At 56.7% G+C, this 13,579-nt stretch carries 12 protein-coding genes; 4 read left to right on the top strand and 8 right to left on the bottom strand.

Annotated elements, in window-relative coordinates; all coding sequences use genetic code 11:
• On the top strand, window positions 1–1,119 hold the full coding sequence (locus PM04_RS07820) for a fumarylacetoacetate hydrolase family protein (RefSeq protein WP_038005519.1): 1,119 nt from the start codon (window positions 1–3) through the stop codon (window positions 1,117–1,119).
• Window positions 1,120–1,141: 22 nt separating this feature from the next.
• Window positions 1,142–2,107: a D-erythronate dehydrogenase gene (denD, locus tag PM04_RS07815; protein WP_038005517.1), complete on the top strand. Its 966-nt coding sequence runs from the start codon at window positions 1,142–1,144 to the stop codon at window positions 2,105–2,107.
• 87 nt (window positions 2,108–2,194) lie between these two features.
• Here the strand turns inward: denD and PM04_RS07810 are convergent, their stop codons facing one another.
• The 3 genes from PM04_RS07810 to PM04_RS07800 form a co-directional block, all read right to left on the bottom strand.
• Window positions 2,195–3,133: a 2-hydroxyacid dehydrogenase gene (locus tag PM04_RS07810; protein WP_038005511.1), complete on the bottom strand. Its 939-nt coding sequence runs from the start codon at window positions 3,131–3,133 to the stop codon at window positions 2,195–2,197.
• Between the two features lie 129 nt (window positions 3,134–3,262).
• Window positions 3,263–4,237 (bottom strand): sugar kinase, encoded by a 975-nt coding sequence (locus tag PM04_RS07805; RefSeq protein WP_234702847.1) that lies wholly within the window; start codon window positions 4,235–4,237, stop codon window positions 3,263–3,265.
• Window positions 4,238–4,356: 119 nt separating this feature from the next.
• Entirely contained in the window at window positions 4,357–7,005 is a 2,649-nt protein-coding gene (locus PM04_RS07800; protein WP_038005509.1) for a flagellin, read from the bottom strand.
• Window positions 7,006–7,224: 219 nt separating this feature from the next.
• Between PM04_RS07800 and PM04_RS07790 the strand changes: the two genes are divergently transcribed.
• On the top strand, window positions 7,225–7,878 hold the full coding sequence (locus PM04_RS07790; RefSeq protein WP_234702848.1) for a hypothetical protein: 654 nt from the start codon (window positions 7,225–7,227) through the stop codon (window positions 7,876–7,878).
• 317 nt (window positions 7,879–8,195) lie between these two features.
• Here PM04_RS07790 and PM04_RS07780 read toward each other — a convergent pair whose 3' ends face one another.
• Genes PM04_RS07780 through PM04_RS07760 form a run of 5 tightly spaced genes read right to left on the bottom strand, consistent with a single transcriptional unit; the run spans window position 8,196 to window position 11,290 of the window.
• Window positions 8,196–8,534, bottom strand: coding sequence for a flagellar biosynthesis anti-sigma factor FlgM (locus tag PM04_RS07780; RefSeq protein ID WP_038005499.1), 339 nt, complete (start codon window positions 8,532–8,534; stop codon window positions 8,196–8,198).
• Window positions 8,535–8,537: 3 nt separating this feature from the next.
• Window positions 8,538–9,305 carry a flagellar basal body P-ring formation chaperone FlgA gene (flgA, locus tag PM04_RS07775; protein WP_052068362.1) on the bottom strand — a complete coding sequence of 256 codons (768 nt, stop codon included), beginning with the start codon at window positions 9,303–9,305 and terminating at the stop codon, window positions 8,538–8,540.
• Entirely contained in the window at window positions 9,286–9,624 is a 339-nt protein-coding gene (locus tag PM04_RS07770; protein WP_038005497.1) for a FimV family protein, read from the bottom strand. The genes flgA and PM04_RS07770 overlap by 20 nt, the downstream gene beginning before the upstream one ends.
• 1 nt (window position 9,625) lies before the next feature.
• Window positions 9,626–10,756 (bottom strand): flagellar assembly protein T N-terminal domain-containing protein, encoded by a 1,131-nt coding sequence (locus PM04_RS07765; RefSeq protein ID WP_038005495.1) that lies wholly within the window; start codon window positions 10,754–10,756, stop codon window positions 9,626–9,628.
• A 21-nt stretch (window positions 10,757–10,777) separates the two neighbouring features.
• Complete coding sequence (locus tag PM04_RS07760) at window positions 10,778–11,290, bottom strand: LPP20 family lipoprotein (RefSeq protein ID WP_038005492.1); 513 nt, start codon at window positions 11,288–11,290, stop codon at window positions 10,778–10,780.
• A 151-nt stretch (window positions 11,291–11,441) separates the two neighbouring features.
• Between PM04_RS07760 and flhA the strand changes: the two genes are divergently transcribed.
• On the top strand, window positions 11,442–13,550 hold the full coding sequence (gene flhA / locus PM04_RS07755) for a flagellar biosynthesis protein FlhA (RefSeq protein ID WP_038005490.1): 2,109 nt from the start codon (window positions 11,442–11,444) through the stop codon (window positions 13,548–13,550).
• The last annotated feature ends 29 nt before the right edge of the window (window positions 13,551–13,579 follow it).

The raw sequence follows: 13,579 nt of genomic DNA, 5'->3' as shown, positions 1-13,579 counted from the left end.
ATGCTGCCACTGTCCAATCCAGTTCCGAATGCGGCTCTTGCCGGACGCATCTGGCGCCCTGATGTGGGGCCCTGCGTTGTTGCAATCCGAGGGGAGCGGGTGATTGATATCACCTCAAAAACGATCCCGACGATGCGCGATTTATGTGAGGCAGACGATCCGGTGGCGTTAATTCATAACGCGGATGGGGAAGACATTGGTAGCTTGAGTGAATTGACGGGCCAGCTGCTTGCCCCCGTCGATTTGCAGGCGATCAAAGCCTGTGGCGTGACCTTTGCCGACAGTATGGTAGAACGCGTGATCGAGGAACAAGCCGATGGTGATCCAGAGCGGGCAAACGCCATTCGGGCACGTGTCAGCAAAATCATCGGTGATAGTCTTTCGGGCGTAAAACCTGGATCTGAGGCCGCTGAAAAGATTAAGGAAGTCCTTCAAGCCGAGGGTTTGTGGTCACAATATCTCGAAGTCGGGATCGGCCCCTTTGCAGAGGTGTTCACCAAATCCCAACCAATGTCAGCTGTTGGTTACGGCGCTGATGTAGGTCTGCATCCCATCAGCAAATGGAACAATCCTGAACCCGAAATCGTGCTCTGCGTAACATCGAAAGGCGCGATTATCGGTGCGACCCTTGGCAATGACGTTAATCTTCGTGATGTTGAGGGACGCTCTGCCCTACTGTTGGGAAAGGCTAAGGATAACAATGCCTCCTGTGCTCTTGGCCCCTTTATCCGGTTCTTCGACGACGCCTTTACCATTAACGATGTACGTCGCGCTGAATTAGCCATGAAGGTCACCGGCGAAGATGGCTTCACTCTCGATGGGCAGTCGTCGATGACGCAGATTAGCCGCGACCCCACCGACCTTGCGGCGCAAACTATTGGGCGACACCATCAATATCCTGACGGTTTCGTCCTGTTTTGCGGGACCATGTTTGCGCCGACCAAAGATCGAGATGCGCCGGGCCAGGGGTTCACCCATCATGTTGGCGATATCGTTGAGATTACCGAGCCAAACCTAGGTACGCTGCGCAACACCGTGCGCCTGTCCACAGAATGTCCGGAATGGACATTCGGCACCGCTGCGCTGATGCGGAACCTCGCATCACGCGCCTTGCTGTAAACCAAAATTAACGGAGAGCCCCATGAAAGTCTTAATCCTCGGCGGCGGTGGCGTCATTGGCCAGAAATTGGCTCAAAGCCTTGCTTTACGCGGCGAATTACGCGGCAAGGAATTAACCAAGATCGTCCTAGCTGATATCGTCCCTCCGGCGCCTGTCAGGGCGCCCTTTCCAGTTGAAACAACAACGTGCGATATCGCCAATCCAGCCTCTGTCACAGCCTGTATCGATGCCGATACGGACGTGATCTATGTGCTGGCAGCAATTGTATCGTCTCATGCCGAAGAAGACTTTGATTTAGGTTACAAAATCAACATGACCGGCACGATCAATGTGCTAGAGCGCACCCGCGCACTGGGCACGAAACCGGTCGTTGTCTTCACATCTTCGCTGGCTGTTTTTGGCGGAGAAGTGCCCGACCCCATCGTGGATCACACCCTTCTCAATCCGCAAAGTTCGTATGGCACACAAAAGGCTATCGGCGAACTTTTGTTAACCGACTATAGCCGCAAAGGTTTCATCGATGGTCGCGGCTTCCGGCTTCCGACCATTTCGGTTCGGCCGGGCAAGCCAAACCGTGCTGCGTCGTCATTTATGTCATCCATCCTGCGCGAGCCGCTTAATGGCCAAGAGGCCGTATGCCCGGTTGAGGAAGACTTCCTTCACTATTACCTCAGCCCGCGTAAATGCGTAGAAAACCTGATCAAAGGTGCCGAACTGGCGGAAGAAGACCTTGGCCAAAACCGCAACATGATGATGCCGGGCAAAATCTGGTCTGTACGCCAATTGATTGATGCGATGACCGCAGTGGTGGGTCCAGAACCGGCCAAGCTTATCCGTTGGGAAGCGGACGCGGCCATCCAGTACATCGTCAAGGGCTGGAGGTTTGATCAGGCGCCTGAAAAGTCCATTAAATTAGGCTTAACGGCTGACGACAGCTTCGAAGACAATATCCGCTACTATCTAGAAGACGATAAGCCGAGCGCGTAAAACGCCGGCGTCCTCGTCACATTCTAGCACAGATGAACTCCGCCTGGGCGAACATACATCGCTCAGGCGGGAAGGCCCGGGGCCTGACTAGTTTACAGGTGTGAGCAAATCCTTAGCGCCCAAGAACGCGAGCACATTGTCACGCTGTAGTTTGGCCATCGCGGCGCGTGTCTCAACTGTACCGGACCCTTGATGCGGCTGGATCACAACGTTGTCCAATGCGTAAAACCGGGGATCGATTTTGGGCTCGTTAAGAAAAACGTCCAGCGCCGCGCCAGCGATTGCACCGCTTTCAAGAGCGTCAAGCAAGGCGCCCTCATCCACGGTTGATCCGCGCGAGATGTTAACCAACACGCCCCGCGATCCAAGTGCCGCGATCACCTCTTTTGAGACGAACTGTTCCGTATCCGAACCGCCAACCAACGCGACGATCAAATAATCAACAGCATTGGCCAAAGAGACCGGATCAGAGTGATGCGTCCAATCGGGCGTGTCCTTTTCGGAGCGGGACCAGTAGTGAATATCCATCTTGAACGCGGCCAAGCGATCGGCAATTTCGCGACCAATCCGACCCAGACCAACGATACCCACACGCCCACCGCTGACCTTGCGATTCAGCCGATATTCGCCCTGCTCAGCCCATTTTCCAGAGCGCGCCCATGCGCTTGCATGCTCCATCTCACGGCCCTGCATGATCAACATCGCGACCGCGAGGTCAGCCACATCATCGTTCAAAACGCCGGGTGTGTTGGATACCTTGATCCCCCGCACAGAGGCCTCTTTGACATCGATCGCATCGTAGCCAACGCCATAGTTCGCGACCACGCCAACGTTTGGCAAAAGGTCCATCTCAGTCGCGCCAAAGGCATGGTGACCCTTGTAAGCAACGGCCTTAATCGCGTCACGCCGCGCTGCATCTAGATCCGCCACACCAGCTGGCCCATCAAGGTAAATCGGCGAAAGTTCCCGCGTTAGACCCTGTTTTTCATCGTCGTTATATGGCCCAATCGCCAATGTATGTGTCATGCTTCACCCTTCATACGCAGTCTTGGCAAATGGTATACCATTTCTGATGTTGGGCCTGACTATGCCAAGTGTCAACCGCACGAGCATCGCTTTTGCCTTAGGTTTCGTTCACAAGTAACGGGATCCGCCTTACACGGATGCACCAAGGCTTAGCTTGCCCAAATCCAATGGGACAAGCGCACCGCGCCGCGCAATAACTTGATGCGCGACTTCGCAGGCCAATCGGATCGCGGCCTCAACGTCGCCTGAACGCCCCAACTCAGCGAAAAAGCCTGCGTTAAAGCTGTCGCCCGCGCTGGTTGTATCAACGATTTCGGATTGCACTTTGGGGATCACAACACCCGTCGCACCAAAGTGATTGTAGTGCACCGAACCCGCGCCATTCTTGACGATAACCGACCCGGCCCCCGCCCTTAGGTAGCGGTCGATGGTCGCCTGCGGATCGGCGTCACCGAAGAAATCCGCCTCATCATCGTAGGAGGGCAAAACGATATCACTGACGGCTGCTGCCTGCATAATTGCAGCACACATCGCATCCACCGACGGCCACAAACGCACCCTTAGGTTGCTATCAAACGCAACGGTCGCCCCCGCAGCGCGTGCCTGCCGCAGCACGTCCAACAATGTGGCGCGGCCCGCGTCGTCCAAGATGCCTAACGTGATACCAGACAGGTAAATCAGGTCCATGCCTTCAACCGCGCGCTCCAGTGCAGCGCGGTCCGCACCCAACTGTCGCGCAGCGGACTGGTTGCGCCAATAGGTAAAACTCCGTTCACCTTGGTTAAGTGAAATGAGGTATAGCCCAACAGACCGCAGCGGATCCCTTGCGATGTGGTCAACATCAATCCCGGCATTAACCATCATTTCCAGCATCTGGGCCGAAATCGCATCATCCCCGACACGCGTGAAATAGCGGGCGGTCCAGTCTGGTCTTAACGATTTGAGGTACCAAAGCGTGTTGAACGTATCCCCGGCAAAGCCCTGCTGGAACAAGCCCGCCTGCTGCTCGGGCGCCAATTCTACCATACATTCCCCGATCGTCGTGACCCGGCGCATAGCGAGAGCGTCATCACCCGCCACAGGTTTACCAAAGGCAGTTGTCATGTCATCGCTCCCCGACTGTTGCCACTTGGTATACCAAAATTAACGGTCAAGAAAAGTGACCGCCCAAAAGAAAACAGGCCCGGGAAAACCCGAGCCTGCCTTTAACTTTTGAGAGTCGATTAACCTTGCAGGAGGCTCAACACACCTTGTTTAGAAGCATTCGCCTGCGCCAGCATCGCTGTGGATGCCTGTTGCAGAATTTGTGCCTTGGACAGTGCTGTGCTTTCTGTTGCGAAATCAGCGTCCTCAATACGACCTCTGGAGGCCTCAGTGTTGACGACGATGTTGGTCAGGTTGTTAACAGTGTGATCGAGGCGGTTAACAACTGCACCCAAATTGGCACGTTCCCCACCCAGCGATTCCAGCGCGCGATCGATGGTAGAGATTGCGTCCTGGCTGCCGGCATCCGTAGAGATGTCGATCGCCGACACCGCATTTTGGGAAGCCGATACACCGGTATCGTCCAGCATTTTGCCGACACCTTGCTGCGCACCGGGCGACGCTGTCATGACGCCAGCACCGTCAGAGGTGAAGTTGGTCAAATCAATCTCACCGCCTGTCGCATTAGTCAGTACGATCGGTGACGTCCCGTTCGTGGCAGCCGCCGTAATGTTCGAACCCGCGTTAGACAAAGCAGATGTGATTTCAGCCAGCATTGCCGAGTTGTCGGTCGTGTCAAAGCTGGTCAAACGTACGGTTGCCGTTGTCTGGCCGTCAGACACTTGGAATGTGACATCATCAGTCGCATCCATGCTCAGTGCCATTGTCGTCGCGGTCGCGGTGCCAGCGGCAGCTGTCGACGCACCCGTAACGGCAGCCGCATCAGTCAGCGTTGCAGACGAACCCTGGCCCGCTGCATTGGCTGCGTTAACGATGCCCGTTCCTGTCGAAGCAAAATCGGTGATGGTGATGGCGCTGCCAGCAGCATTCGACAGCAAGACATCGCCGTTCGATAGAGCCGCTGTTACGCCTGTTGTCGCCGACTGCGAATTGATTGCCGAGACCATTCCGTCAAGGTTGCCACCGGACACTTCTGCAGTGACCTGTGTGCCGCCGATCTTGAACGAATAAGTATCGTCCTCGGAGAAGCTCATGGTCATCTCGGATGGCGTTGCTTCTGTACCGTTGGTGGTCGAAGCGCTGCCTTGCGACGTTAGGTTAACGTTTGCAAAGGTTGCAGTGCCAGCAACGACGGCGGGTTTGCCAGTGGATGTGAAGGTGTCGAGATCGATAGCGGCCGAAGCAGCGTTTTCAATCTCCAGCTTGCCGTCAACCAAACGTGCTTCAACGTCTGTCAGGCTGGTATTGGCGTTAATTGCATCACGCGTTGTCGCAAGAGCTTCCTGCAACGATACGCCTGCGGATGCAGTTGCAACCGTGAACGCCTGACCATCAAGTTCAAACCCGTAGTTAGCTTCTGCTTCAGTGAAAGAAAGCTGAACAATATCGCTGGCACCAATGCTAGAGGCGTCAGAGCCACCTACTGCAAAGGTGTTACTTGGCGTGTCACTATTGGCATCGACGCGAACAGTCATCACCATCGAACCCGCGGAACCAACCGGCGAGGATGCCGCCACAAAATTCTTGATTTCGATCTCTTTGCCGGATGTATCTTGCAGCGAGAAGTTTTGCCCTGTGACCGTCGAGCCAGCAGCGCCATCACCAATCGCAAGCTTCAAAGTGGCAAGCAGATCGGCTTCGGTCGTATCGGTCCCGAGATTGGAAACCGTGATATCCGTACCGTTCACGTTGAAGCTGTAGTCTTTGCCAGCCTGCAGCGCGAGGGTCGAGCTGGCAGTGGATGCCGCGCCGCCACCGTTGTTTGTGATGGCTGTCGTCGCACCTGTATCTGTCAGCAGCTTGCTTTCGCCAGCGCCAGAGATGGACGCGTAGGAAGCCGTACCGTTGCCTGCGGAAGAGAAGCTGGACACTGCGATGCTGTCACCGAGTTTGTTTTCGATGGTCACAACGTTGCCGTTGGCTGTTGCCGAAACTGTGTCAGCGGCCAAGGTCCCTGCTGTCACAGCCGCAGAAATCGCTGTGTTGATTTTGCTTGCAACGTCAGAGGCCGAATTGCCAGTTACCGACGCGTTGGCGATGGTCAGCGCTTCGGTTGTTGAGCCGTCGCCCTCACCAACAGTCAGCGTAAAGCCGTAGGTGTCATTGCCGTTGAACGCCATCTGCGAGACGGATTTCGTGGCAGCAACGCCCTCAGCAGAATTCGAGGTGGCCGCGCTTGAGGTCAAAGCCGTCAGGGACGTACCCAGTGCTGTGGTGCCGAGGTTGCCAACTTTGAAGTTCAGGCTCTCACCGGCTTTGGCACCGATTTGCAGGGTGATGTCAGCGGTGCCGTCCAGCATGTTAACGTCGTTGAAACGCGTCGTGGTCGCGATGCGGTCAATTTCCGCCTTCAGCTGGGTCACTTCGTCGTTCAGGTTCTGACGGTCGTTCGTGTTGAGCGTGTCGTTCGACGATTGAACGGCCAGTTCGCGCATACGCTGCAGCATATCAGAGATTTCAACCATCGCGCCTTCGGCCGTGGCAGCCATCGACTGACCATCGCTTGCGTTGCGGATAGCTTGGTTCAAACCGTTGATCTCGGATGTCATGCGTGAGGCAATCGCGACACCAGCGGCGTCATCGGCAGCAGAGTTAATGCGCTTGCCGGTTGCGAGACGCTCCATGGAGGTTTCCATGTCTTTATTCACGCTCGAGGCGGCAGCGCTGGCCATCAAGGCGCTAGAATTCGTTGCAATTGCGAGTACCATCACACTTCTCCTGTTTCAAAATTAAGAGCGGCGCTGCATTGGGTCACACCGCCTCTGAGACCAGCGAGCAAATTGGTACCGCCCTCTAGCCTCATAAGGTAACGGCCCGCGGCGCCGCATTTTAGCGCCAGGGCAAAAAACTTTGTAAACAAAGGCAATTGTCGCGCGAACGCTTTGCTTTTAGGCTTTGCTCCAATTGATTTCGGGAGGCGTGACCCCATGAAGATTATCCCCATACGGCGCTGCGTGCTGAGCGTGCTGACTGCCTGCACATTGGCTTTGCACCCGCTTTCGCTAGATGCTGAAGAAACACCTGACCCGTTCCAGGCCGCAGTTCAGGCCGCCAAGGCGCAGGATTTTGCACAGGCCGCAGATTTGTTTGAAGTTCTCGCACAAGCCGGGGATCATGACGCGCAATTCAACTTTGCCGTGTTGCTAAAGTCCGGAAAAGGGCGCCCCCAGCATTTTGCCCAAGCACTCGAATGGGCGCTGCTTGCGCAACTGGGCGGCGTGGCGCGCGCCTCAACCCTAAGCGCTGACTTGATTGACATAGTGCAGCCCGCAGCCCTGCGTGAGATTGAGGGCCGTATCCAAGAGCGGATGCAAGACCGCCTTGCCCGCGGCGACCGCGACGCAGTGATGCCGTATGTGCAGCTAACGCGGGAGGTGTTGCAAAAGCCTGACCTAGAAGAAGCATATCTATGGACCCTGCTCGGCTCAGCCCTTGGGCTGCCAGACGCTACGGCTGAACGCGATGATATCGCAGGCGAGCTAGAGATCAAAACAATAGCAAAGGTCCAAGACGCGGCACGCGATATGTTTGTCGAAGAAAAATTGGCGGAACGATTTGCGGCTCCGCCTGCGGATTCCTAATAGGCGAACAAAGCCTGCGTCATGTCAGTATTTTGACGATGTGGTTTTGGGTTGGTCATATTTTGACAAATTGGCCACGGACAAAGGCGAGCGTAGCTCAGCCGATCTGGCCGCAAATAAAAATTCACTGACCAAAAGCCTATTCAACTTTGTCAGTTCCGGGTGGTCGGGGTCCACCAAACCAGTCGCATGTTCTAGCTTTGCTAAGACTGCTTCTGAAATCTGCGCAAACCTATCGGGTTCACGTCGAGACGTGTTTAACTGCGTCAACAACTGCTCCAGCTCACTTAGGGCAGTTTCAGCAGCCTCGTTCATCGTCAGGTCAGCGACTCAAACGCTTCTGCAAGGCCATCCGCGATCTTGGAATAATTCAGCGGATATTCATTCGCGCTGATGGCTTCCCGGATCCGTGTGACCGCATCAATATCAATCGGTGCCGGCTGGTTTTGCATAGACGCAAGCACGTCAGCCGCCGCTGAGTTTACCTCAACGGATGCCTTTCCAGCAGACGGCACCGGATTAACCGGCGCGCCCGTGCCCAAGTTCGCAACCTGAGACGCATCACCCTGTGAAACGCTCACTTTAGGCGCAGCAGTCGCGTCAGGCACTTTGACCGAGGTAACGGTACCCGTCAGATTTTGTGTAACATCAACCATGTTCTATCTCCTGCTAATGGAGGTAACGGCCCCCGAGTTGCGACCTTTAGCAATTACTTCAACTTTTTTTTCACCGACGATCCGCCCAAGCAAGGGCGTTCCACTACCGGTGTTTGCAACTCGGATGGTATCGCCCAATTGGCCCGCATCCAATGCAATCCCGCTCGATAGGATTTCGATACCGCCCCGCACGACGACCAGCTCTAGGGGGTCTTCTTCCTCAACGCTCCACTCCCGTGCAAGGTGACGGGCCATGACGGGCATATGGGGGCTCATGGATTGATTAAGCGCGCGGCCAATCACATCCGAAAGACGGCCAAACACACTGGCCGAGGACAGCGGATCAACTGGGCGTAGCTCTACATCCATGGCCTGAATGCGGTCTCCGCGTCGCAACGGGCGGGTCAAGAAAACTGCTTGGGTCGCTGACACTTCAGCCGGCGTGGCAGCAAGCGGCGCAGCACCCTTCACTTGTGCCCGCACGGCAATGCGCCATTCCGCAGGCGATGGGCAGATGACATTCACACTGCGCCACCCGCCAAACGCAGGCTCTACGCGCAACGGTCCGTCACAAAGAAAGAACTTCTTTTGTGGCATCAGGCTGGGGGCCGCAATTTCACCCGCTTGGGCAAGGCGCGCGCCAATTGCTTCGCGGATTTCGCGGCCATCAACGATGCGCTCTTGGGCCGCCAGCCCAGTAAGGCCGGGCATAAACATCGCAACGATGATCAGGACTACGCAGCGGATGAGATTAGAAGAAATAGATATCATCAACCTCCCCCGTGCCGCCGTATCCAGACGGAAGCCGCAGCGTTTGCCCCATCAGCATCCGGTCCGCATTCCCGCCACGAAAAGCATGCGGATTGCCCTGCACCGTTTCACGCACCAAATCCTTTAGGTGCGCATCAGCTCCAAAATAGTGACGCAAAATACCGTTGAGGGTTTCACCCTTCCGGATGGTATGGCCTTCGGCGCTTTGCCTCGCTGGGCCGTCGCTGGGCCCGTATTGCAACACAATAAACGGCTCCTGCGCGAAGGTGGCGGTGCCTGACATCATGCACGTCAAAACACAGACTACAAAAAGCTTCATATCACTGCATTCCCCCTGAAAAACGCACGGAAACACCCGCGAGGCCATCCGGAGCGCGAGCCGCATTCATAGGTGAAATGATGGCGCTGCTCTGCGCCAGTTCCGTCACACGAAACACTGTCCAAGCTTGGCCACGGCCTTCGGCGAACGCGAGGCTTTGTTTCGTCAGCCCATCGCGCGCGCCCAGAGACACACGAAAGCGGCCCTCACCCGCTGGTTCCAACTGTGCAACCAAAGGCGCGCAAGGCAGTTGGGCCAGCAAGGGCATCAACCCTGTGCTAATGTGTTCAGCCAGCGCGTCCGCGACCGCCCCTTGGTCCTTGCGGGCGACAACGTTTAGCGCGCGCCAAGGCGTATCAGGTGCTAGTCGAATGGTGTGACGCAGGCGTTGACCCCCAGCCCGCGACGGAGCTGCGGGATCAAGGATCCGCGCCTCAACCGTGACCGTGACGCGGGTCGCATTCACACGGGCCGCATCCGACGACCAGCGTAATTGCAGTCCGCGCGCATCCTTGGGCAGTTGAGAAACAGGCGCCGCCGCCCGTGTAGCCCGACCGGTCAACAGCGTTTGATAATCGAAATCGTCCTGCACAGCCGAAGCCTGCCGACCGCGCGGAGTGATATCAATACTACTACGGGTGATCTTGATCTTGGCAGTCTGGCCCAGCGCATCCAAGGTCTGATCATGGGCCAACTCAAGCGCGCCCTTCATCCATAAAGGTGTGCGCATACTGGCGTGGATGTGCGGGCGAACAGCGATCAGCTCAACATCTGGACGAACTGCGCAACCCAAATCAGGCTGGGTCCCGACATAGGCGTCGATGACCACTTCGTACTGAGACCCCGCCGCGTATTCCTCAACGATGGCAAAGTCCAAGATGCGACTAGAGGGGCGCAACAAAATACTATCCCCCGTGAGGACACCCTGGTCCACCACCGAAAAACCATCCACCTGCGCACCACCCGCCAAGGCCGCCTGATACAATGCGTCCTCAAGCGCGGTGCGGCGGGCTAGATCCTGTTTTCCCGCCTCAACAAATGCGCGCCCTGTGACCCGCACCATGTCAGGCAGCGCGGGCTGGGTCGCGAGCAGAAAGACCGCCCCCATCACAAGCAGCAAGCGCATTAGCATGGAACGCCGTCTAAACACGGGCTACCGCAAGGCCTTCATGATACGCGCGATCATATCGCGGTCCAGTTCCAGCACGACCTCATAGGTGTCGCTGCCAACGGGATTGATCCGCACGGTGCGCGCGCCACGGATGGTCCCGGCCACCGATGCGCGGGTGGTGTCATTTTGCACGATCGTGTCGATAACCGTCGTCCGAGAGGACATTTGCAGCCCATGCACTTGCTCAGTCAGATCACGCATCGCATCCAAACGCGCCGCCCGGATCGCCATCAACCGCTTTTGGTTGGCGTTGCGCGCAGGCTGAACCGAAATCGTCGCATAGCCCACGCCCGTGATCGCTGGGACGACTTGCTTGGTCACGGCCACGTCTGACGCATCAAGCGCGGCCTCAACCGCCACCACATCGCGGACGGCAGGATCTACATTGCCCAACATCGCCGCGTGGCCGTTAAAGGTATTGCACCCGCTCAGCCCAAACAGGGCTCCGGTCAGCGCAAGCATGGTGATAACGCTTTGTCTGATAGGTTTGCGCACGGTGGTCTCCTGAGATGGTCTTGTTGGTCAGCGTTATGCACGTGGCGTGCCAGCCCCGGTCCACCACCGAAACATCCCAGTTTTTGAGCAAGATGGCATGATACTTGCCTGTGTCACGGGGTACGGCACGCCAGCCGCAAAGGACGCATATATGAGCCTGTCAGAACCCATGACGAACGGCGCGGGCATTCGACGTTCGCTGACCGGTCTAGTGCTGCCTTTGGGCATTCTGATGCTTGTGGCGATGATGGTATTGCCGCTGCCCGCGTTCATCTTGGATTTTCTGTTTACCATCAACATCCTCATGTCCCTGCTGATCTTGATGGTGGCGCTGCATACGTATCGTCCTTTGGACTTTTCTTCATTTCCGAGTTTGCTGCTGGTGGCGACGGTCCTCCGACTGGGCCTGAATGTGGCCTCAACCCGCATCGTGCTGAGCGAAGGCCACACAGGCACCGAAGCCGCTGGCAAGGTAATCGAGGCCTTTGGGGCCTTTGTCATCGCGGGCAATTATGTGGTCGGGATTTTCGTGTTTGCGATCCTCGTGATCATTAACCTTGTGGTGATCACCAAAGGTGCGGGCCGTGTGTCGGAGGTATCGGCGCGGTTCACGCTAGATGCCATGCCGGGCAAGCAAATGGCCATCGATGCCGACCTCAACGCAGGTGTTCTGACGGCCGAGGAAGCCACCCTGCGCCGCGAAGACGTAGCACGCGAAGCCGATTTTCACGGCGCAATGGATGGTGCCTCCAAGTTCGTCAAAGGTGACGCGATTGCGGGCATCTTGATCCTGGCAGTGAACGTGATCGGCGGATTGGCCATCGGGATGCTGCAACACGACCTATCGGTGGGTGAAGCGTCCGAGTTATATATTCTGTTGTCGATCGGCGATGGTCTGGTCGCGCAAATTCCATCGCTGTTATTGTCCATTGCAACCGCGATCATCGTTACACGTGTGTCATCCCGCCAAGACATGGCCCAGCACATCAAGGGTGAAATCAGCATGTCCCGCGCGTGGTTTCCCGTGGCGGGTGTGTTGGGGCTGATCGGGTTGGTGCCCGGCATGCCAACGGTGCTGTTTGTGGGTATGGCAGGTGCCGCGGGTGCGGCCGGCTATGCATTCCGACAGGCGGAATTGCGCGGCGACGATGCGGCCCCCGATGAAACCGCTGAGCCAGAGGAGCCGAGCGACCCCAATACCCTGAAGGTAACCGATGTGGCAGACTTGTCCGCCGTGACGCTACTGCTCAGTTATCCGCTTTTAACGATGGTTGATGCCGATGATGGCGGCCCGCTTGCTCGGCGGATCACGACCGTCCGAAAAGAGGTTTCGCAGGCGCTGGGGTTTGTGCTGCCCGGGGTGCGCGTGCGTGATGACCTGGCGCTCAGCGCAAACGATTACCGGATCAAAATTGGGCAAACCGTGGTGGCCGAGGACAAGGTGTATCCCGATCACAAACTGGCCCTTCCCAGCGGCACCTCTCGGATCAAAGTCAAAGGGATCGACGTCAAGGACCCATCTTTTGGCATCGACGCGACATGGATTCTGCCCGAGCGTGAGATCGAGGCCGAGGCTAACGACTATGTCATCATTGAACCGGAAACGGTCTTGGCCACGCACCTAAATCAGATCCTGTATAAACACGCCTCGGAACTGATTGGGCAGGACGATGTGCAGGAACTGCTCGACAACTTATCCGGAGTGGTGCCGCAACTGGTGCAATCGGTCATCCCCAAGCTGATGCCGCTGCACACGTTAACCGCTGTCCTTCGGCACCTGCTACGAGAACGCATTCCGATATCCGACCTGCGCCGCATCCTCGAATTGCTGTCTGAGATGTCGGGACGCAATTTGTCCATTGCGGAAACAGCCGAAACTTTGCGCCCCCATCTCGTCGGTTTGCTGATCCAACAAAGCGCACCACTGAATGAACCTCTGCCTGTGGTCACCCTAGAAAGCAGCTTTGAACATTTACTGATTAACTCCGCCAAGCAGTCGGACGGTGATCAGTTGCTGTTGGATGGGGGGCTGGCCGAACGGCTCGTCCTCGCCTTAGTCAAAGTTAACGAGGAGCAAACAGAACTGGGCAAGAAGCCGTTCCTTGTGGTTTCACCGCAAATTCGGCGCAAGCTGGCCAATTTCTTGCTTCAGCACGTGGCTGATTTCGCAGTTCTCTCCTTTACCGAGCTGCCGGACGGCCGAAAGGTCGATGTCGTTGCCAGCGTCTCGGGTGAGGAACAGACCGAGCCCGCCAACTGATCGATGCCTCCTAAAACCTCGCAGCCCAA

Source organism: Thalassobacter sp. 16PALIMAR09, assembly GCF_000765485.1.
GTDB classification, from domain to species: Bacteria; Pseudomonadota; Alphaproteobacteria; order Rhodobacterales; family Rhodobacteraceae; genus Thalassobacter; species Thalassobacter stenotrophicus.
This window is presented reverse-complemented; position numbering and strand designations above follow the sequence as displayed.